Origin of the sequence: Streptomyces purpurogeneiscleroticus (assembly GCF_020024005.1) — a bacterium.
GTDB lineage: Bacteria > Actinomycetota > Actinomycetes > Streptomycetales > Streptomycetaceae > Streptomyces > Streptomyces purpurogeneiscleroticus.
Genome location: NZ_NHSG01000458.1, coordinates 1 through 21,462, shown reverse-complemented (window position 1 = coordinate 21,462; position 21,462 = coordinate 1). Strand labels below are relative to the sequence as shown.

The window sequence follows — 21,462 nt, the reverse complement described above, 5'->3', positions numbered from 1 at the left end:
CCCCCAGCAGGGGGTTACCCAGGAGGGGGCTGCGGGAATCGGGAGTCGGGGGTGTCAGGACGGGCGGGCCATTGCTGCCACGAATGCCTTTTCCACGTCGGCGGTGGAGAGGACGCCGTAGATCTCGCCGGTGTCCTCGACGACGAGGTACTCGGTCGCCGGCGTGGCGCGGAGGTGGTCCAGGAGGTCCTCGCCGGCCAGCTCGGCCGGGACCCGCATGCCCTCCTTGAGGTCCTGGGCGAGGCCGCTGACCGCGACCCAGGGGCGGCGGTGTTCGGGGATGCCGACGATGGCGGCCTCGCGGACGACGGCGGTGGGTGTGCCGTGTCCGTCGACGACCACCAGGGCGCGGGCGCCCGCGTCGTTGGCCCGGCGCAGCGCCTCGGAGAGCGGCGTGTGCGACTCCACGGGGACGGCGCGCCGGGTGAGCGCACGGGCGCGGAGGTCCGGGAGGTGTGCGCGGAGCCGGGCCATGCGCAGGCTGTTGCCGGCGCCGGTCCAGATGATCGCGGCGAGGATCGCGGCGAGCAGGGCGTCGGTGAGCGAGTCGACGCCGCCGATGTCGGGGCGTTCGTTGCCCAGCGCCCCGGTGTGGGTGAGCAGCGGCAGCCCGATGAGGACGGCGACGGCGAGCGCGCGGCCGACCCAGGCGGCGGCGACGGTGCCGGTCATCGGCTTGCCGGTGATGGCCCAGACGACGGCGCGGAGCATCCGGCCGCCGTCGAGCGGGAGCCCGGGCAGCAGGTTGAAGACCGCGACGATGAGGTTGGAGATCATCAGGCCGGCGATCAGGACGCCGGGGACGGTGCCGGGCTCGACGAGGTACATCGCGCCGTAGAAGACACCGGCGAGCACGAGGGAGAGCAGCGGGCCCACGAAGGCGAGGACGAATTCGCGGCCGGGGGTCTCGGACTCCTTCTCGATCTCCGAGACGCCGCCGAAGAACTGGAGCTGAATGCGGCGCACGGGGAGCTTGAAGCGAAGCGCGGCGACGGTGTGCGCCAGCTCGTGCACCAGGACGGAGGCGTAGAAGGCGACGGCGAAGAAGAGGGAGACGAGGTACCGGGCGCCGCCGAGGTCGGGCAGTACGCGTTCCAGCTGGCCGCCGAAGACCCAGGTGATGAGGGCCGCGACGAGGAACCAGCTGGGGGCGACGTACACGGGCACGCCGAAGGGCTTGCCCATGAGGATGCCGCCGCCGATGCCGCGGCGTCCGTTGGCGGCGCCGTCGACGGAGCCCGGCGTGGCGCCGCGCCGCGGCTTCCCGGAAGCGTTCTCGGCGGCCGTACCTGTACCGGGACGAGGACCAGTACCAGTACCAGTACCGGGCGTGTCGGCGCCCTCCTCGGGGGTGCCGCTCGGCTCGTCCGGCGCCCGTTCGGGCAGGCTCTTGCCGGCCTCCGGCCCCGCCTCCTCGGCGGTGTCCGGTGCGGTGGCGGACTCCTGGGCGTCCTGCGGGCCCTGCGGCTTCCCGCTCTCGTCCACGGTGTCCCCTCGTCGGTGTACGGCCTTCGCTCCTGACCGGTCTGTCCGGTGCGATACCACGATCATGCAGGGCGAAGCGGTCCGCCGTCGATGGTATGCGGAGGGTTGTCAGTGGCGGGCCGTAGGGTCTAGGGCTATGGACACGAGCACCGAGAAGGCCGTACGGGCCGCGCCTGTTCCGGCGCGCCCGGTGGCGCTGTCGCCCTCCCGCGCGAGCGATTTCCTGCAGTGCCCGCTGCTGTACCGCTTCCGGGTGATCGACAAGCTGCCGGAGAAGCCCAGCGAGGCGGCGACCCGGGGCACGGTGGTGCACGCGGTCCTGGAGCGGCTCTTCGATGCGCCGGCGGCGGAGCGTACGGCGCCGAGCGCGCGGTCCATGGTGCCGGGCGAGTGGCAGAAGCTGCTGGAGAAGCGTCCGGAGCTGGCGGAGCTGTTCGCCGACGATCCGGAGGGCGAGCGCCTGGCGCGCTGGCTGTCGGACGCCGAGGCGCTGGTGGAGCGATGGTTCACGCTGGAGGACCCGACGCGCCTGGAGCCGGCCGACCGCGAGCTGTACGTGGAGACGGTGCTGGAGTCGGGGCTGCGGCTGCGCGGGTTCATCGACCGGGTGGACGTGGCGCCGACGGGCGAGGTGCGGCTGGTCGACTACAAGACGGGCAAGGCGCCCCGCCCGGAGTACAGCGAGGGCGCGCTGTTCCAGATGAAGTTCTACGCGCTGGTGCTGTGGCGGCTGCGCGGGCTGGTGCCGCGCCGGCTGCAGCTGGTGTATCTGGGCAGCGGTGACGTGCTGACGTACGACCCGTCCGAGGCGGATCTGCGGGGCGTGGAGCGCAAGCTGCTGGCGCTGTGGGACGCGATCCAGAAGGCGACGGATTCGGGCGACTGGCGGCCGCGCCCGTCGAAGCTGTGCAACTGGTGCGACCACCGGGCGGTGTGCCCGGAGTTCGGCGGCACTCCCCCGCCGTATCCGCTGGGGCCGGGCGCGGAGGACGCGGAGCCGGTGCTGCTGGGCCCGGAGGCCGTGGAGCGGGCGCTGCCGGTGATCCCCGGACCGCCGTCCGGACCGGACGCGGCAGGGCAGAATGGGGCAGCAGGCCAATCGAAGGAGAGTTCGTGACTATCCGCGTCCTGCTGGTCGACGACCAGCCGCTGCTGCGTACCGGCTTCCGGATGATCCTGGAGGCCGAGCAGGATCTCGCGGTCGTCGGCGAGGCCGGTGACGGCATGCAGGCGCTGGATCAGGTGCGGGCGCTGCAGCCCGACGTGGTGCTGATGGACATCCGTATGCCGCGGATGGACGGGGTGGAGGCGACCCGCCGGATCACGGGTCCGGCGAAGGACGGCCCGGCGAAGGTCCTGGTGCTGACGACGTTCGATCTGGACGAGTACGTCGTGGAGGCGCTGCGGGCCGGCGCCAGCGGCTTCCTGCTCAAGGACGCCCCGGCGAACGAGCTGGTGCAGGCGATCCGGGTGGTGGCGGCGGGCGAAGCGATGCTCGCGCCGAGCATCACGCGCCGGCTGCTGGACAAGTACGCGACGCATCTGCCGTCGGGCGAGGAGCCGGTGCCGGACGCGCTCGGCACGCTCACCGAGCGCGAGGTGGAGGTCCTGAAGCTGGTCGCGCGGGGGCTGTCGAACGCGGAGATCGCGGCGGATCTGTTCGTGAGCGAGACGACGGTGAAGACCCATGTGGGCCATGTGCTGACGAAGCTGGGCCTGCGGGACCGGGTGCAGGCCGCGGTGTACGCGTACGAGAGCGGGCTGGTGCGGCCCGGCGCGCAGTAGGCGCCGCGCCCCAGCAGGCACCGGCGCGCAGCAGCACCGCGCACGACACCGACGAACGGGGAAGGCCCGGCGCGATCACTCGCGCCGGGCCTTCCCCGTGCCGTTGAGGCCGCGGGCCGCCTACTCCTCCGCGCTCTTGCTGATCTCCCAGAAGCGGAAGACCGTCGAGGAGTCCAGCGTCCACTCCAGGCCGGAGACGGTGTCCCGGGCGACGGCGTACTGCTTGCCCTGCCACAGCGGGAGCAGCGGCAGTTCGTCGGCGACGATCTGCTGCACCTCGCGGTAGTCCTGCTTGGTGGCGCCGCGGTCGGGCTCGGCGGCGGTCCTGGGCAGCAGGTTGCCCGTGAGTCGCGACGAGTCGAAGCCGTTGTTCAGGACGTTGCCCTTGCCGAAGAAGGGCTGGGTGAAGTTGTCGGGGTCCGGGTAGTCCGGGACCCAGCCCTTGACGTACACGCCGTACTTGCCGTCGGCGACGCCCTTCTCGTAGTCCTCGAACGGCACGCTCTTGACCTTGGCGTCGAAGAGGCCGCTGGCGTTGAGCTGCTGGGCGAGCTCCTGCATCGCGGCGTCGGTGTCGGGGCCGTAGCGGGTCGGGGTGGACCAGAGCGTGACCTTCGCCTTGCCCTGGACACCGGCGGAGCGCAGCGCCGCCTCGGCCTTGTCGGCCTGCGGGCGGGAGCCGTAGGTGTCGAAGAAGGCCGTGGTGTGGCCGGTGATGCCGGCCGGGACGATGGAGAAGAGCGGCTCGACGGTGCGCTGGTAGACGTCGCGGACCAGGGAGGCGCGGTCGATGGTGTACGCCATGGCCTTGCGGACGCCGAGCTTGCCGACGACCGGGTCCTTCGTGTTGAAGACCAGGTGCATGACCTCGGCGCTGTCGCCCTCGACGACCTGGGTGCGGCCGCTGTCGACGGCGTGGTCCAGGTCGGCGATGTCCTTGTTGGCGAGGCCGCGGTAGGCCACGTCGACCTTCCCGTCCTGGACGGCGTGCTTCAGGTCCGTCTGGGATTCGAAGAACTTCATGGTCATGCCGGAGTTCTTGACCTTGGCGGGGCCCTTGTAGGAGCCGTTGACGGAGAAGACGGCCTGCTTCTTGCCGTAGCTGTCGAGCTTGTAGACGCCGGAGCCGATGGCCTCGCCGTCGGTGCGGAGCTTGTCGGCCGGGTACTCCTTGCGGTCGACGATGGAGCCGGCGCCGGAGGCGATCTTCATGGGGAAGGTCGCGTCGGGCGACTTGAGGTGGAAGACGACGGTCTTGTCGTCGGGCGTGTCGATCTTGTCGAGCCCGGCGAGCATGACGGCGGGGCCGTTCTTGTCGTTGATCCGCAGGGTGCGGTCGAAGGAGTACTTCACGTCCTTGGACGTGAGGGCGTCCCCGTTGCTGAACTTCAGGCCGTCCTTCAGCTTGCAGCGGTAGACCTTGCTGCTGGTGTCGGTGAAGGTGCAGCTCTTGGCGGCTTCCGGCTGGGGGGTGGTGCCGCCCTTGGGGAAGCTGATCAGGGACTGGAAGACGTTGTTGAACAGCAGCCAGGAGCCGGGGTCGTAGCCGGCCGCCGGATCGATCGACTGGATCTTGTCCGTCATGCCCATGACCACGGGTTCACCGACCCCGGCACCCTCGTCGTCGCCCGAGCCGCAGCCTGCCAGCAGGGCTGCGGCCAGCCCCGCACACAAGGGGGCGGCGAGCAGCTGGTCACGTTTCCTCACGTGCGCGTTCCTCACAGTTGGTGTCGCGGTTGCCTGCCGACGAGGCCGTCGGCCGATGAGCGGGGAACCCGCTCTGCGGGCCGGCCCGCCGGTGCCCATGGTGCGGGTGCCGGCCGGCCGTTGCTCGGGCGTCAGTCGGCGACGCCGCGGCCCAGTTCCCAGATCTGCAGCGCGGAGGAGGAGTTGAGCGCCCACTCCACGCCGGTGATGTCGTTACGCGCGGCGACGTACTGCTTGCCCTGCCACAGGGGAAGGACCGGAACGTCGTCGGCCAGGATGTTCTGTGCCTGCTTGAAGCTGCCGGCGGCGGCGTTGCGGTCGGTCTGCTGACGCGTCGCCGGGATCAGCTGGTCCTCGATCCGGTGGTTCCGGTACGGGGAACCGAGGAAGTTGCCCTTGCCTATGAAGGGCGCGAGGTAGTTGTCGGCGTCCGGGATGTCGGCGTACCAGCCCATGCCCCAGACCGGGTACTCGCCCTTGGCGGAGTCCTCGCGGAAGGTCTGCCAGCTGTCCACGCCCTTGAGGGTCACGTCGAAGACACCGTCCTTGTTCAACTGCTTCTGCAGCTCCTTGAACTCGTCCTCGGTGATCGAGCCGTAGTGGTTCTTCGTGTAGGCGAGAGTGAGCTTCACCGGGGTGTTGATGCCCGCGCGCTTCAGGATGCGCTCGGCCTCGGCCGGATCGGGGTTGCCGTACTTGGTGAAGAAGGAGTTGACGTGGCCGGTGAGGCCGGTCGGCACCAGGGAGTACAGCGGGTCGCCGGTGTGCGCGTACACATCACGGACCAGCGCCGAACGGTCCACCATCTGTGCGATGGCCTGACGCACCGCCTTGTTGCGGACGGCGGGCGCGTCGGTGTTGAAGGCGAGGTAGCGGATTTCCTGGCCGGGCATCTCCGTCAGGGAGACCTGGGAGTCCCGGGCGTTCTCCAGGCCCTGCACCTGATGCGGCGACAGGCTGCGGTTCATCAGGTCGATGTCACCCTTGCGCAGCGCCGTCTCCATGGCATCGGAGTCGGCGAAGAACCGCATCTCGACCTTGTCGTTCTGCGGCTCGATGCCCCCCTTGTACTCGGGGTTGCGGGTGAAGACGGCCTTGGTGACGCGGTTTCCGCTGTGCTCGGCCTCGAGCTGGTACGGGCCGGAGCCGACCAGGTCGAAGCCCTTGTAGAGGGCGTTGCGGGGGTAGACCTTATGGTCGACGATCGCGGCGGCGGGGGTGGCGAGCTTCTGCGGGAAGGTGGCGTCGGGCTTCTTGAGGTGGAAGACCACCTCGTTCTTCCCGGCCGTCTCGACGGTGTCGACGTTGTCCATGAGCGACACCGGGCCGTTGGCGTAGTCGATCCGCAGCATCCGCTCGACGGAGAACTTCACGTCGGTGGCGGTGAGGGAGTCGCCGTTGCTGAACTTCAGGCCGTCCCGCAGGGTGCAGCGGTACTGCTCGTTCTGGGTGTCGCGGAAGCCGCAGGAGCGGGCCGCCTCGGGGACCGGTGCCGTGCCGGTACGGGGCAGCCGCATCAGCGTCTGGAAGGTGCCGCGCAGCACGTTCCAGGCGCCGACGTCATAGGTCTGCACGGGATCGAAGGGGGCCGGGGCCGCCTTGGACGCCTCGATGGTGTCGGTGGTCCCCACGACGATCGCCTTGCCGTCCCCACCAGCGCTGTCGCCGCTTCCGCAGGCGGCCAGTGCGGGAGCGAGCAGACCGGCCAGGACCGGCAGCACCAAGGTCGTGCGATTCATCGTCGGCAGGTTCCTTATCAGCGCAGAGGTGTTGCTCGCGTCGACATTAGTAGGAACGGTCTGCGGGTCCGTGACACAGCAGAGTTGAGCGCATATCACGCCCAGATAACGCCCGCGGGGTGACCGATATCCGGACACTGGAACGATTAGTACGTCGATTGACCAATGTGGACACTTACCCCCGCCCAACCCCCCTCACCACCCTCATGGAACACCTTTTACCCCACTTGTCGACGGCCCGGCGCGTGACAAACGTCACGGATTGCAATGCAACCGGTGACATGAGAATTCAGCGCCGGTATTCGTCACGGAAAATGAGCGGACCACTCCTCAGCGTCCCTTCCGACCCCGTTCGGCCTTTCTCGCCACAACGCTCAGTGCACGGTCATCGTTTTTCCGTGATGAGGGCCCGCAGAAAAGGAAGATCGACCTCTTCCAGCGACGGTACGACCGTCCGCGTCGGGGCCGGCTCGATGGGCAGCACCGACGGCACGGCGACCACCCGGCAGCCGGCCGCCTCGGCCGCCGTCACGCCCGTCACGGTGTCCTCCACGACCGCGCAGCGCACCGGGTCCACACCGAGCCGGGCGGCGGCGGTCAGATACGGGTCCGGGTGCGGCTTGGTGCGCGCCAGGTCGTCGCCCGCGAGCGTGAGATGAAAGTTCTCCGCCCCCAGCGATTCGAGCATGCGCTCGATGATGTCGCGGTGCGAGGCGGAGACCAGCGCGGTCGGCACCTGATGGGCCGCCAGTTCGGCCAGCAGCCTGCGGGCGCCCGGCATCAGCGGCACTCCCCGCTCGATCCGGGCCGTGAAGCGGGCGTTGAGCAGCGTGGTCAGCTCCGCGAGCGCGATCGTCGCGCCGGTGGCCTGGATCAGGTACGAGGCGCTGCGGGTCATCGGCCCGCCGACCACGACTTGACGGTGCGCCTCGTCCAGTACGTACCCGAGGTCGGCGAAGACCTCGGCCTCCGCCTCCCACCAGAAGTTCTCGGTGTCGACGAGGGTGCCGTCCAGATCGAGAAAGACGGCCTGGAGGGTGGAGCCTTCGGCCGTTCGGGTGCCGACGGCGGGGATGCTGCTGGTCATCCGTACACCTCCGTTGCAGGGGTCCCCGGAGGGACAAAAGGGCCGGCCGCCTCCCCTGAGGGAAAGACGACCGGCCGCTACCGGACCGATAAGTGTACGACTGTGCCGGTCCGTACGCTCTCGTCCGCGACCGGAAGCCCGGCTTCGGGCCCCGGGGGCGGCGAAGAACGCCCTACCGCGCGTTGAAGTACTTCGCCTCCGGGTGGTGGATGACGATGGCGTCCGTGGACTGCTCGGGGTGGAGCTGGAACTCCTCGGAGAGCTGGACGCCGATCCGCTCGGGCTGCAGCAGGTCCGCGATCTTCGCGCGGTCCTCCAGGTCCGGGCAGGCGCCGTACCCGAGGGAGAAGCGCGCGCCGCGGTACTTCAGCGCGAACATGTCCTCGATGTCGGCCGGGTCCTCGCCCTGGAAGCCGAGCTCCGCGCGGACGCGGGCGTGCCAGTACTCGGCGAGGGCCTCGGCGAGCTGGACGGAGAGGCCGTGCAGCTCCAGGTAGTCACGGTAGGAGTCGGCCGCGAACAGCTTCGCGGTCTCCTCGCCGATCTTCGAGCCGACGGTGACGACCTGGAGGCCGACCACGTCGGTCTCGCCGGACTCCTCCGGGCGGAAGAAGTCCGCGAGGCACAGCCGGCGGCCGCGGCGCTGCCGCGGGAAGGTGAAGCGGGTGCGCTCGGTGCCGTCCTCGTTCAGCAGGATGAGGTCGTCGCCCTTGGAGTGGCAGGGGAAGTACCCGTGCACGACCGCGGCTTCGAGGAGATTGTCCCGCTGGAGCTTGTCCAGCCAGCCGCGCAGCCGCGGCCGGCCCTCGGTCTCCACCAGCTCCTCGTACGTCGGGCCGTCCCCCGTACGGGCCTGCTTCAGGCCCCACTGGCCCTTGAACAGCGCGCCCTCGTCCAGCCAGGAGGCGTAGTCGGCGAGCTGAATGCCCTTCACCACGCGGGTGCCCCAGAAGGGCGGTTCCGGGATCGGGTTGTCGGTGGCCACGTCCGAGCGGACCGAGCCCTCCGGCTCCTCGACCTCCAGTACCGCGGTGTCCCGCTTGGGTACACGGCGCTGCTTGAGCTCCGGCAGGGTCGCGCCGGGCACGCCGCGCTTGACGGCGATCAGGGCGTCCATCAGGCGCAGGCCCTCGAACGCGTCGCGGGCGTAGCGGACCTCGCCCTCGTAGATCTCGTGCAGGTCCTGCTCCACGTACGCGCGGGTGAGGGCAGCGCCGCCGAGGATGACGGGGAAGTCGGCCGCCATCTTGCGCTGGTTCAGCTCCTCCAGGTTCTCCTTCATGATCACCGTGGACTTCACCAGCAGGCCGGACATGCCGATGACGTCGGCCTTGTGCTCCTCGGCGGCCTCCAGGATCGCGGAGACCGGCTGCTTGATGCCGAGGTTGACGACGTTGTAGCCGTTGTTGGAGAGGATGATGTCCACGAGGTTCTTGCCGATGTCGTGGACGTCGCCGCGGACGGTGGCCAGCACGATGGTGCCCTTGCCCTCGTCGCCCTCCACCTTCTCCATGTGCGGCTCCAGGTAGGCCACCGCGGTCTTCATCACCTCGGCGGACTGGAGCACGAACGGCAGCTGCATCTGGCCGGAACCGAACAGCTCGCCGACCACCTTCATGCCCGCCAGCAGGGTGTCGTTGACGATGTCCAGGGCCGGGCGCTCGGCCAGCGCCGCGTCCAGGTCCTCCTCCAGACCGTTCTTCTCGCCGTCGATGATGCGCCGCTGCAAGCGCTCCTCCAGCGGCAGCGCCGCCAGCTCCTCGGCCGCGCCGGCCTTCAGCGACTTGGCGGTGGCGCCCTCGAAGAGCTCCATCAGCTTCTGCAGCGGGTCGTAGCCCTCTTCGCGGCGGTCGTAGATCAGGTCCAGGGCGACCTTGACCTGCTCCTCCTCCAGCCGCGCGATCGGCAGGATCTTCGAGGCGTGCACGATCGCGGAGTCCAGGCCCGCCTTGACGCACTCGTCCAGGAAGACCGAGTTCAGCACGATCCGCGCGGCCGGGTTCAGGCCGAAGGAGATGTTGGACAGACCCAGCGTGGTCTGCACCTCCGGATGGCGGCGCTTGAGCTCCCGGATCGCCTCGATCGTGGCGATGCCGTCCTTGCGGGACTCCTCCTGACCCGTGCAGATGGTGAAGGTCAGGGTGTCGATGAGGATGTCGGACTCGTGGATGCCCCAGTTGCCGGTCAGGTCGGCGATGATCCGCTCGGCCACGGCCACCTTGTGCTCGGGCGTCCGGGCCTGGCCCTCCTCGTCGATGGTCAGCGCGATCAGCGCCGCGCCGTGCTCCTTCGCCAGCGCGGTGACCTTCGCGAACCGCGACTCCGGCCCGTCGCCGTCCTCGTAGTTCACCGAGTTGATGACCGCGCGGCCGCCCAGCTTCTCCAGACCGGCCTCGATGACGGGCACCTCGGTGGAGTCCAGCACGATCGGCAGCGTCGATGCAGTGGCGAACCGCCCGGCCAGCTCGGCCATGTCGGCCACGCCGTCCCGGCCCACGTAGTCCACGCACAGGTCGAGCATGTGCGCGCCCTCGCGGATCTGGTCCCGGGCCATCTCCACACAGTCGTCCCAGCGGCCCTCCAGCATGGCCTCACGGAACTTCTTCGAGCCGTTGGCGTTGGTGCGCTCGCCGATCGCCAGATACGAGGTGTCCTGGCGGAAGGGGACGGTCTGGTAGAGCGAGGCGGCGCCCGGCTCGGGGCGGGGCTGCCGCTCGGTCGGGGCCGCGCCGCGGACCCGCTCCACGACCTGGCGCAGGTGCTCGGGCGTCGTACCGCAGCAGCCGCCCACCAGGGAGAGGCCGTACTCGCCGACGAAGGTCTCCTGCGCGTCGGCCAGCTCGCCCGGGGTGAGCGGGTAGTGCGCGCCATCCTTGCCCAGGACCGGCAGGCCGGCGTTGGGCATGCAGGAGATCGGGACGCGGGAGTGGCGGGCGAGGTAGCGCAGGTGCTCGCTCATCTCGGCCGGGCCGGTCGCGCAGTTCAGGCCGATCATGTCGATGCCCAGCGGCTCCAGCGCCGTCAGCGCCGCACCGATCTCCGACCCCAGCAGCATCGTGCCGGTGGTCTCCACCGTCACCGAGCAGATGACCGGCAGGTTAGTGCCGGTGGCCTCCAGGGCGCGGCGGGCGCCGAGGATGGCGGCCTTGGTCTGCAGCAGGTCCTGGGTGGTCTCCACCAGGAGCGCGTCGGCGCCGCCGGCGATCATGCCCTCGGCGTTCTGCTGGTAGGCGTCGCGCAGGGTGCGGTACGGGGCGTGGCCGAGGGTGGGCAGCTTGGTGCCGGGGCCCATGGAGCCCAGCACCCAGCGCTGCTGCCCGGTCTTCTCGGTGAACTCGTCCGCGACCTCGCGGGCGATGCGGGCGCCGGACTCGGACAGCTCGTAGACCCGCTCCGGGATGTCGTACTCGCCGAGCGCCGCGTGGTTCGCGCCGAAGGTGTTGGTCTCGACGCAGTCGACGCCCACCTCGAAGTACTCCGCGTGCACGGAGCGGACGATGTCCGGGCGGGTGATGTTGAGGATCTCGTTGCAGCCCTCGAGCTGCTGGAAGTCGTCCATGGTCGGGTCCTGCGCCTGGAGCATGGTGCCCATGGCTCCGTCGGCGACCACGACGCGCGAGGCGAGGGCCTCGCGGAAGGCGTCGATGCGGGCTGCGGGGGTGGTCGTGGGCGTATGCGAGGCCATGGAGCTGCTCCCGTGGTTGCGACGGCTGTCGGCTTTGCGCCTTCCGGTACGAGGGCGCACCGGGCCAGGGTAGCTGGCGGAAACCGTCCGGCGACGGCTGTCCCACGGCGTGGGACGGCGTGCACTCGTACGGCCCGTGGGCAGTCGCCCGTACGGGGCCCGGTGGGCGCCACCGTACGGGGCGGTGGGCCGGGCACGTACGGGGCGGTGCCGAGCCGTACGGGTGGTGCGCGGGCCGTCCGGCGGTGGCGTGATCATGGTGCGGTGCGCGGCCCGCTCTGTCCGGGTCGGCATCGACCGATATCGTTTGGCATTGTCGAACCGCTCTTCCCGGAGGTTGCTCCATGGCACGGACCATTCAGTCGCTGGAGCGCGCCGCGGCCATGCTGCGGCTGCTGGCCGGCGGCGAACGGCGCCTGGGGCTGTCCGACATCGCCTCGTCGCTGGACCTGGCGAAGGGCACGGCCCACGGCATCCTGCGCACCCTCCAGCAGGAGGGCTTCGTGGAGCAGGACGCGGCCTCGGGCCGGTACCAGCTGGGCGCGGAGCTGCTGCGGCTGGGCAACAGCTACCTGGACGTGCACGAGCTGCGGGCGCGCGCCCTCGTATGGACCGACGACCTGGCCCGCTCCACCGGCGAGAGCGCCTACCTGGGCGTGCTGCACCAGCAGGGCGTACTGATCGTCCACCACGTCTTCCGGCCCGACGACAGCCGGCAGGTGCTGGAGGTGGGGGCCATGCAGCCGCTGCACAGTACGGCGCTGGGCAAGGTCCTCTCCGCGTACGACCCGGTGGCGCACAGCGAGGCGGTGGAGAGCGCCCGGGAGGCGTTCACCGCGCACACGCTCACGGACCTGGAGGACTTCGAGGGCGTGCTGGATCTCACCCGCGCCCGGGGCTGGGCCGCGGACGTGGAGGAGACCTGGGAGGGCGTGGCGTCGGTGGCCGCGCCCATTCACGACCGGCGGCGGATGCCGGTGGGCGCGGTGGGCATCACCGGTGCGGTGGAGCGGCTGCGGCGGGACGGGGAGCTGCGCCCGGAGATCGTCGCCGCGGTGCGGGACTGTGCGCGCGCCGTGTCCAGGGATCTTGGCGCCCAGCGCTTCTAACCGTTTTGTCCGTTCTTTCGGCTTAGGTTTTCCCTCACAGAACCCTTGACGGGCTACTGGGCGTAAACAAAACTGCCGTTCGTCGGTCGGCATTGTCGAACGTCATACGACGATTGTCGTATGGTGGGCACTGCCGGATCGCCGACAACGCCCTCACCGAGGGCTCGCACCACCGGAGGGACCCGGGGTACGGCGCATCTCGGTGTCCATCTGGACGAAGGACAAAGGAGTCGCGGGTGTCCAGCTCCGACATCTTCATCAGCGAGACCATCGGTACCGCTGTGCTGATCCTGCTGGGCGGTGGCGTGTGCGCCGCCGTCACTTTCAAGCGCTCGAAGGCGTACGAGGCCGGCTGGGTGGCCATCGCCTTCGGCTGGGGGTTCGCCGTCCTCACCGGCGCGTACATCGCCGCCAAGTCCGGCGCGCACCTGAACCCCGCCGTCACGGTCGGCCTGGCCATCCAGGGCGGCATCGAGTGGAGCCAGGTACCGGTGTACTTCGCCGGTGAGCTGCTCGGCGCGATGATCGGCGCGGTCTGTGTGTGGCTCGTCTACTACGGCCAGTTCCACGCCCACCTCACGGACCCCGAGGTCATCACTCCCCCGAAGGGTGAGGAGGGTCTCGTCGACCAGGCGCAGGCCCCCAAGGCCGGGCCGGTGCTCGGCATCTTCTCCACGGGCCCGGAGATCCGGAACGCGTGGCAGAACCTCGTCACCGAGATCATCGCCACCATCGTGCTCGTGCTGGCGATCCTGACCCTGGGCCTGAGCGACGACGGCAAGGGCGTCGGCCCGATCGGCAGCCTGCTGGTCGCCTTCGTGGTCGTCGGCATCGGCCTCTCGCTGGGCGGCCCGACCGGTTACGCCATCAACCCGGTCCGCGACCTCGGCCCGCGCATCGTGCACGCGCTGCTGCCGCTGCCCAACAAGGGCGGTTCGGACTGGGGGTACGCCTGGATCCCCGTCGCCGGGCCACTGATCGGCGGCGCGATCGCGGGCGGCATCTACCAGCTCGCGTTCGCCTGAGCCGCCACAGCCGAAGCCGCCGCAAGAGCCGCACTCCCCCACCGCATCTCCTGGAGCACACACCATGAGCGACACCCACACCACCGGCCCGTTCATCGCGGCCATCGACCAGGGCACGACCTCCAGCCGCTGCATCGTCTTCGACCGCGACGGCCGCATCGTCTCGGTCGACCAGAAGGAACACGAGCAGATCTTCCCCAAGCCCGGCTGGGTCGAACACGACGCCACCGAGATCTGGACGAACGTCCAGCAGGTCGTGGCCGGCGCGATCGAGAAGGCCGGCATCACCTCCGCCGACGTCAAGGCCATCGGCATCACCAACCAGCGCGAGACCACGCTGCTCTGGGACAAGCACACCGGCGAGCCGGTCCACAACGCCATCGTCTGGCAGGACACCCGCACCGACGCGCTCTGCAAGGAGCTCGGCCGCAACGTCGGCCAGGACCGCTTCCGCCGTGAGACCGGCCTCCCCCTCGCCTCGTACTTCGCCGGGCCGAAGATCCGCTGGCTGCTGGACAACGTCGAGGGCCTGCGCGAGCGCGCCGAGGCCGGCGACATCCTCTTCGGCACCATGGACTCCTGGGTCATCTGGAACCTCACCGGCGGCGTCAACGGCGGCAAGCACGTCACCGACGTCACCAACGCCTCCCGCACGATGCTGATGAACCTGCGCACCCTCCAGTGGGAGCCCAAGATCCTCAGCTCCATGGGCATCCCCGCCGAGGTCCTGCCGGAGATCAGGTCCTCCGCCGAGGTGTACGGCGAGACCGCGTCCGGCGTGCTGGCCGGAGTGCCGGTCGCCTCCGCGCTCGGCGACCAGCAGGCGGCCCTCTTCGGCCAGACCTGCTTCGCCAGCGGCGAGGCCAAGTCCACGTACGGCACCGGCACCTTCATGCTGATGAACACCGGCGGCGAGCCGGTCAACTCCTACAACGGGCTGCTGACCACCGTCGGCTACCGCATCGGCAACGAGACCCCGGTCTACGCCCTGGAAGGCTCCATCGCCGTCACCGGCTCCCTGGTGCAGTGGATGCGCGACCAGATGGGCCTGATCAACTCCGCCGCCGAGATCGAGACCCTGGCCTCCACGGTCGAGGACAACGGCGGCGCCTACTTCGTACCGGCCTTCTCCGGCCTGTTCGCCCCCTACTGGCGCTCGGACGCGCGCGGTGTCATCGCGGGCCTGACCCGCTATGTCACCAAGGCGCACATCGCACGCGCCGTGCTCGAGGCCACCGCCTGGCAGACCCGCGAGATCACCGACGCCATGACCAAGGACTCCGGCGTCGAGCTGACCGCACTGAAGGTCGACGGCGGCATGACCTCCAACAACCTGCTGATGCAGACGATCTCGGACTTCCTGGACGCGCCCGTGGTGCGCCCGATGGTCGCCGAGACCACCTGCCTCGGCGCTGCCTACGCGGCCGGCCTGGCCGTGGGCTTCTGGTCCGGCACCGACGAACTGCGCGCCAACTGGCGGCGGGCCGCCGAATGGACCCCCCGCATGGACGCGGCCACCCGTGACCGCGAGTACAAGAGCTGGCTCAAGGCCGTCGAGCGGACCATGGGCTGGATCGAGGACGAGGAGTAAGACATGAGCACCCTGCAGAGCGTCCCGGCACTCGGGACGCACCCGGCCGACGGTTCACTCCCGAGCCGCGCCGAGACCCGGGAGCGGCTCGACAAGGCGACGTACGACCTCCTGGTGATCGGCGGCGGCATCCTGGGCATCTCCACCGCCTGGCACGCCGCGCAGTCGGGGCTGCGGGTTGCGCTGGTGGACGCCGGCGACTTCGCCGGCGCCACCTCCTCCGCCTCCTCCAAGCTGCTCCACGGCGGCCTGCGCTACCTGCAGACCGGCGCGGTGAAGCTGGTGGCGGAGAACCACTTCGAGCGCCGCGCCGTCTCCCGCCAGGTCGCCCCGCACCTGTCGAACCCGCTGACCTTCTACCTGCCGGTCTACAAGGGCGGCCCGCACGGCGCGGCCAAGCTCGGCGCGGGCGTCTTCGCCTACTCCGCGCTCTCCGCGTTCGGCGACGGCGTCGGCCACGTCATCAGCCCGGCCAAGGCCCAGCGCGACGTGCCGGAGCTGCGCACGGAGAACCTCAAGGCCGTGGCCGTGTACGGCGACGACCAGATGAACGACGCGCGGATGGCGCTGATGACGGTCCGCGCGGCCGCCGCGGCGGGCGCGACCGTCCTGAACCACGCCGAGGTCACCGGGCTGCGCTTCACCCAGGGCCGGGTCACCGGCGCCGACCTCAAGGACCGCACCGACGGCACCGAATTCGGCGTCAACGCCCGCCTGGTGCTCAACGCCACCGGCCCGTGGGTCGACCACCTCCGGAAGATGGAGGACCCGAACGCGGCTCCCTCCATCCGCCTCTCCAAGGGCGCGCACCTGGTCCTCAAGCGCACCTCCCCCTGGAAGGCCGCGCTCGCGACCCCGATCGACAAGTACCGCATCACCTTCGCGCTGCCGTGGGAGGACCAGCTCCTGCTGGGCACCACCGACGAGGAGTACGAGGGCGACCCGGCGGACGTGTCGGTCACCGAGAAGGACATCAAGCAGATCCTGGACGAGGCCGCGTTCTCCGTCCGCGACCAGCAGCTGGACCGCGACCTGATCACGTACTCCTTCGCGGGCCTGCGGGTGCTGCCGGGCGGCCCCGGCGACACCTCCAAGGCCAAGCGCGAGACGGTCGTGACCGAGGGCAGCGGCGGCATGCTGTCGGTGGCCGGAGGCAAGTGGACGACGTTCCGGCACATCGGACGTACGGTCATGAACAAGCTCGCCGCGCTGCCCGGACACCCGCTCGGCGAGGACCTGGAGCCCATCTCCCAGCTGCCGAAGAAGCTGCCGCTGCCGGGCATCGCCAACCCGCAGGCGGTCGCGCACCGGCTGCTGGTCGACGGCGGTACGCCGGGCCCGCGGATGTCCGCGGACACCGCCCGCCACCTGGCCACCCACTACGGCTCGCTGTCCTTCGACATCGCCCGGCTGGCGAACGAGGACCCGGCGCTGGCCGAGCGCATCCACCCCGAAGCCCCCGAGATCTGGGCTCAGGTGGTGTACGCCCGGGACCACGAGTGGGCCGAGACCGCGGACGACGTGCTGCGCCGCCGTACGACGCTGACGATCCGGGGCCTGGCCACGGACGACGTCCGCGCGAAGGTCGAGGACGTGCTGTCGGCACGCAGGAGCTGAGCACGTACGCCGGCGGGCGCTGCCGGCCGGTACAGGGGCGGGTTTCCGGGGTACCGGAGTCCCGCCCCTCGGCGTCCGCGCGCCATAATGGCCGCACTCCAGACATCCGATGTCTGTGAGCGATTTTCGGGCTTTCGGGCGTTCCGAGCGGGGAGGTCGGCCATGGCGGTCACGGACGAGGCCATCGAGAAGATCAAGGGCATGATCGTCTCCGGCGCGCTGCGCCCCGGTGACCGGCTGCCCAAGGAGAGCGAACTCGCCGCCGAGCTGGGCCTGTCCCGCAACTCCCTGCGCGAGGCGGTCCGCGCGCTGGCCCTGATCCGCATCCTGGACGTGCGCCAGGGCGACGGCACGTACGTCACGAGCCTGGACCCGCAGCTGCTGCTGGAGGCGATGAGCTTCGTGGTGGACTTCCACCGCGACGACACCGCCCTGGAGTTCCTGGCCGTCCGCCGCATCCTGGAGCCGGCCGCCACCGCGCTGGCCGCGGACCGGATCCGCCCGGCACAACTGGACGCGCTGGAGGAGCGGCTGGACGCGCTGGGGGCCGCGCCCTCGGAGGAGGAGCTGGTCGCGTGCGACCTGGAGTTCCACCGCTGCATCGTGGCCGCGTCCGGCAACTCCGTGCTCGGCTCGCTGCTGGACGGCCTCTCCGGGCCGGCCACGCGGGCCCGCATCTGGCGCGGGCTGCCCCGGAAGGAAGCGGTGGCCCGCACCCTCACCGAGCACCGCGCGATCCTCGGCGCGCTGCGGGCCCGGGACGCGGAGGCCGCGCGCGCCTGGGCGACGGTCCACATCGCCGGCGTGGAGCAGTGGCTGCGGGCGTCCCTGTGACGGCCGTGGCCCGGCGGGGCCCGCGGGCCGCGGCGGGGGCGATCCGTAAGCCGCGGAAACCGGACGTCGTGCCGGGCGGCCGGGCAATGCCGCCGGGCCCGCCACGAGGCCGGTCCGGGCGGTGGCACGGAGGGACATCCGATCTGTATCGCACTCCGATGTATGGCCCCCGTTCCTCGGCCATCCCGCAGGTCGCGCCCGGCAGTTGACAGGGACAGATCGGATGAATGAGCACTCGTTAGTGCAGAGGGGCTGCGTTCAGGTACCACGGACGCCGTAGGCTGGGAGCGCACGGAACGGGAACTGCAACCGGCGGCCGCCGACGAGGGGCCGACCGGCCGGAAGGAGGCGCTGGGTGATCGAGCTGGAGGGGGTGCCCGAGCTGATCGATCCGGTCATGGTGGCCGCGTTCGAAGGCTGGAACGACGCCGGCGACGCCGCCTCCGCCGCGGTCGCGCACCTGGACCGGGAGTGGAAGGGCGAGGTCTTCGCCGCGCTGGACGCCGAGGACTACTACGACTTCCAGGTGAACCGGCCCACCGTCTTCCTGGAGGACGGCGTCCGCAAGATCACCTGGCCCACGACCCGGCTGTCCGTCGTCCGGGTGGGCGGCGACAAGCCGCGCGACCTGGTGCTGGTCCGCGGCATCGAGCCCAGCATGCGCTGGCGCTCCTTCTGCAACGAGATCCTGGGCTTCGCGCACGAGCTGGGCGTGGAGATGCTGGTGGTACTGGGCGCGCTGCTCGGCGACACCCCGCACACCCGCCCCGTCCCGGTCAGCGGCGTCACCTCCGACGCGGACCTGGCGCGCACGCTGGACCTGGAGGAGAGCAAGTACGAGGGCCCCACGGGCATCGTCGGCATCCTCCAGGAGGCGTGCACGCACGCCGGGGTGCCCGCGGTGAGCCTGTGGGCGGCCGTGCCGCACTACGTCTCGCAGCCGCCCAACCCCAAGGCGACGCTGGCCCTGCTCAACCGCCTGGAGGACCTGCTGGACCTGCGCATCCCGCTCGGCGAGCTGAGTGAGGACGCGCGGGCGTGGCAGCTGGGCGTGGACCAGCTGGCGGCCGAGGACAGCGAGGTCGCCGAGTACGTGCAGTCGCTGGAGGAGGCCCGGGACACCGCCGAGCTGCCGGAGGCGTCGGGCGAGGCGATCGCGCGGGAATTCGAACGCTATCTGCGGCGGCGGGACCCGCAGGCCGGTCCGGGCCTCGCGACCGACGGCGGGCTCGCCGACGGCCGCGACGGCTCCTACCTGCGCGACTCCCCCAGCGGCCGGACCCGCCCGCCCAAGCCGCCGAAGGCGGAGGGCAGCGGCCAGGGGCCGGCCCGCGGCCCGGAGGACGGCCCCGCGAAGCAGCAGGAGGGCAAGCAGGAGGACGAGCCGGACTCCCCGGACGGCGATTCCTCGGAGGACTGACCGAAACGGAGCGGGGCGGTGCTGCGGCACCGCCCCGCTTCGTCGTTCCTGCCGCGCGACGGGTGGCGTGCGGGCACTTCCGCCTCACCACAGCGCGTACGTCTCCGTAGTTTTTGACCTGCTTGACAGCACGTCATCGCTTTCCGGTCGATTTGCCCACGGTTCCCATTCGACCGGATTCCAAACGTAGGGGGCACCGACGGGGTGGACGGGGGCGAGCGGAGGTAGCAGGGTGACGCACCGAAGCCCCGGCGACACCGCGCCGCAACAACCGGTACACCTTCGCCGTTGCGCGGCGCGGCCCGTGCCGGGCGCAGGGCACGGAGCGGCAGGGCACGGCGCAGCACCCCGAAGGGAGCGGTCCCAGCGATGACCGACCAGGCACCTCCCGGTACGGGCCCCGGCATGGCGGGCCCCGGACCCGACGGAGCGGGATTCACCTACCAAGGAGCCGAACCGGAGCTGATCGTCGTCGCGCGGGCCGAACCCGGTCTCCGCGCCGGCGCGGGCGGCGTACGGTCGGCCACCGGTGCGGACATCTCCGCACTGGAGATGTTCCTCAGCGACCAGCAGCTCTCTCTGGAGCCGCTGTTCGGCAGCGAAGAGCGGATACGCGCCGCCATGCCGCAGGAGCCGTCGGCGGGCACCGGGCTCCCCGACCTCTCGCTCTTCTACCGGGTACGGGGCGGTGACACCCGGGCGGTGGAGCTGACCGCCCGGCTCTCCGCCCTCCCGGAGATCGAGACGGCGTACCTCAAGCCCGGTGCCGTGCCCGCCACTTCGGCGCCGCGCGGTCCGGAGGACCAGGCGCGGAAGGAGGGCGCGGCCGCGACGCCCGATTTCACGGGCCGTCAGGGCCACTTGGGCGCCGCGCCCGAGGGCGTGAACGCCGTATGGGCGTGGCAGCGGCTGGGCGGTGACGGCGAGGGCGTGACCATCGTCGACGTCGAGGGCGCCTGGCAGCTGGGCCACGAGGACCTGGCGGAGCGGCTGGCCGGCATCGTGGTCGGCAACCCGATCCAGGACCTGGCCTGGCGCAACCACGGCACGGCCGTCCTCGGTGTCATCGGGGGCGACCGCAACGACCGGGGTGTGGTGGGCGTCGCGCCCGGCGCGGTGACCGCCGCGGCCTCCATCCAGGGCATCGGTTCGGCGGCGGCGATCCACGCGGCGGCCGAGCGGCTCTCGCGCGGCGACATCCTGCTGATCGAACTCCACCGGCCGGGGCCCCGGTTCGACTACGAGCACCGGGACGACCAGCGCGGCTACATCGCGCTGGAGTGGTGGCCGGACGACTTCGCGGCGATCCGCTGGGCGACCGCGAAGGGCGTCGTGGTGGTCGAGGCCGCCGGCAACGGCGCGGAGAGCCTGGACGACGCGCTGTACGAACGCCGTCCCGACCGCTTCCCGCAGTGGTGGCGCAACCCCTTCAACCCCTCCAACCAGGCGTCCGGCGCGATCCTGGTCGGCGCGGGCGCCCCGCCTCCCGGCACCCACGGCCGTGATCACGGCCCGGACCGGTCGCGGCTGGCGTTCTCCAACTACGGCATGCGGCTGGACGCCCAGGGCTGGGGCCGCGAGGTCACCACGACCGGCGGCTTCTGGGACCGGCCCGGCGACCTGCAGGGCGGTACGGAGGAGATCGCCTGGTACACCGACAGCTTCTCGGGAACCTCATCGGCCTCTCCCATTGTGGTCGGCGCGCTGGCGTCGCTGCAGGGCATGCTCAAGGCCGCGGGCGTGGACCCGATGAATCCCGAGCAGGCGCGTGAAGTGCTGCGGACCACCGGGTCCCCGCAGCAGGACGCGCCCGGCCGGCCGGCCTCCCAGCGGATCGGCAACCGGCCCGACATCAGGGCGGCAGTGACGCACCTGGTGCCCTCCTCGGTCGGCTCCGGCCAGGCCGAGCGGTACTGGGACGAACTGATCCCCTACCCCCGAGAACTCCCCCCGCGGCTCCGGCTCTTCGTGGCCGGTGCGTGGCGCAACTTGAACCGGCCGGCGCCCGAGGTGCGCCAGGCGGTGCACTCCGCCTTCGCGGGGGGACGGCCCGACGTACGTGTGTGGTACTCCGACGACGAGGTCGTGGGCCTGGTCATCACAGGCTGACGGGCTGGTCGTCACCGGCTGAAGCACACCAACAAGTCAGGGAAAGGTAGCACCTAATGACCACTCAGATGAGCCCCCTCGGCCAGCTCGGCCAGCAGCCCAGCACGTCCCCGTTCGGCCAGCAGGGCATGGGCCAGCAGCAGCCGTTCGGCCAGCAGCCCCAGCAGTACGGCCAGCAGCCCCTCGGGCAGATGCAGCCGCAGCAGCAGGGCGGCATGCTGGAGCAGCTCCAGCATGCCGCCCTGCTGCTGCGGCTGCATCTGCCCGAG

Annotated in this window: 15 protein-coding genes; 9 read left to right on the top strand and 6 right to left on the bottom strand. The window is 70.8% G+C overall.

Annotated elements, in window-relative coordinates; genetic code table 11:
* Positions 1-54 precede the first annotated feature (54 nt).
* The gene (locus CCS38_RS33635) at positions 55-1,485 is read right to left on the bottom strand and encodes a site-2 protease family protein (protein WP_223737236.1); all 1,431 of its coding nucleotides are present in this window, start codon (positions 1,483-1,485) and stop codon (positions 55-57) included.
* A gap of 136 nt (positions 1,486-1,621) precedes the next feature.
* Between CCS38_RS33635 and CCS38_RS33630 the strand changes: the two genes are divergently transcribed.
* Positions 1,622-2,602, top strand: coding sequence for a RecB family exonuclease (locus CCS38_RS33630; protein WP_223737235.1), 981 nt, complete (start codon positions 1,622-1,624; stop codon positions 2,600-2,602).
* Positions 2,599-3,270, top strand: coding sequence for a response regulator (locus CCS38_RS33625; protein WP_030252059.1), 672 nt, complete (start codon positions 2,599-2,601; stop codon positions 3,268-3,270). The genes CCS38_RS33630 and CCS38_RS33625 overlap by 4 nt, the downstream gene beginning before the upstream one ends.
* A gap of 120 nt (positions 3,271-3,390) precedes the next feature.
* Here the strand turns inward: CCS38_RS33625 and CCS38_RS33620 are convergent, their stop codons facing one another.
* The 4 genes from CCS38_RS33620 to metH form a co-directional block, all read right to left on the bottom strand.
* Positions 3,391-4,977 (bottom strand): ABC transporter substrate-binding protein, encoded by a 1,587-nt coding sequence (locus CCS38_RS33620; protein WP_223737234.1) that lies wholly within the window; start codon positions 4,975-4,977, stop codon positions 3,391-3,393.
* A gap of 131 nt (positions 4,978-5,108) precedes the next feature.
* Positions 5,109-6,716 (bottom strand): ABC transporter substrate-binding protein, encoded by a 1,608-nt coding sequence (locus tag CCS38_RS33615; RefSeq protein WP_223737233.1) that lies wholly within the window; start codon positions 6,714-6,716, stop codon positions 5,109-5,111.
* Between the two features lie 385 nt (positions 6,717-7,101).
* The gene (locus CCS38_RS33610) at positions 7,102-7,803 is read right to left on the bottom strand and encodes an HAD family hydrolase (protein ID WP_223737232.1); all 702 of its coding nucleotides are present in this window, start codon (positions 7,801-7,803) and stop codon (positions 7,102-7,104) included.
* Between the two features lie 172 nt (positions 7,804-7,975).
* The gene (gene metH / locus CCS38_RS33605; protein ID WP_223737231.1) at positions 7,976-11,488 is read right to left on the bottom strand and encodes a methionine synthase; all 3,513 of its coding nucleotides are present in this window, start codon (positions 11,486-11,488) and stop codon (positions 7,976-7,978) included.
* Between the two features lie 344 nt (positions 11,489-11,832).
* Here metH and CCS38_RS33600 point away from each other — a divergent pair, with 344 nt between their 5' ends.
* The 7 genes from CCS38_RS33600 to CCS38_RS33570 all read left to right on the top strand — a co-directional run bounded on the left by CCS38_RS33600 (position 11,833) and on the right by CCS38_RS33570 (position 21,193).
* Positions 11,833-12,597 carry an IclR family transcriptional regulator gene (locus CCS38_RS33600; protein ID WP_223737230.1) on the top strand — a complete coding sequence of 255 codons (765 nt, stop codon included), beginning with the start codon at positions 11,833-11,835 and terminating at the stop codon, positions 12,595-12,597.
* A gap of 236 nt (positions 12,598-12,833) precedes the next feature.
* The gene (locus CCS38_RS33595) at positions 12,834-13,622 is read left to right on the top strand and encodes an MIP/aquaporin family protein (protein WP_223737228.1); all 789 of its coding nucleotides are present in this window, start codon (positions 12,834-12,836) and stop codon (positions 13,620-13,622) included.
* Between the two features lie 64 nt (positions 13,623-13,686).
* Positions 13,687-15,213 (top strand): glycerol kinase GlpK, encoded by a 1,527-nt coding sequence (gene glpK / locus CCS38_RS33590; protein WP_223737226.1) that lies wholly within the window; start codon positions 13,687-13,689, stop codon positions 15,211-15,213.
* Positions 15,214-15,216: 3 nt separating this feature from the next.
* On the top strand, positions 15,217-16,830 hold the full coding sequence (locus CCS38_RS33585; RefSeq protein ID WP_223737224.1) for a glycerol-3-phosphate dehydrogenase/oxidase: 1,614 nt from the start codon (positions 15,217-15,219) through the stop codon (positions 16,828-16,830).
* Positions 16,831-16,992: 162 nt separating this feature from the next.
* On the top strand, positions 16,993-17,664 hold the full coding sequence (locus CCS38_RS33580; protein WP_223737222.1) for a FadR/GntR family transcriptional regulator: 672 nt from the start codon (positions 16,993-16,995) through the stop codon (positions 17,662-17,664).
* Between the two features lie 355 nt (positions 17,665-18,019).
* Positions 18,020-19,084, top strand: coding sequence for a PAC2 family protein (locus CCS38_RS33575; protein WP_223737220.1), 1,065 nt, complete (start codon positions 18,020-18,022; stop codon positions 19,082-19,084).
* A 369-nt stretch (positions 19,085-19,453) separates the two neighbouring features.
* Complete coding sequence (locus tag CCS38_RS33570) at positions 19,454-21,193, top strand: S8 family peptidase (RefSeq protein ID WP_223737218.1); 1,740 nt, start codon at positions 19,454-19,456, stop codon at positions 21,191-21,193.
* A gap of 53 nt (positions 21,194-21,246) precedes the next feature.
* Here the strand turns inward: CCS38_RS33570 and CCS38_RS33565 are convergent.
* Positions 21,247-21,462 (bottom strand): hypothetical protein (locus CCS38_RS33565; protein WP_223737216.1); only part of this gene is annotated, 216 nt, incomplete at its 5' end.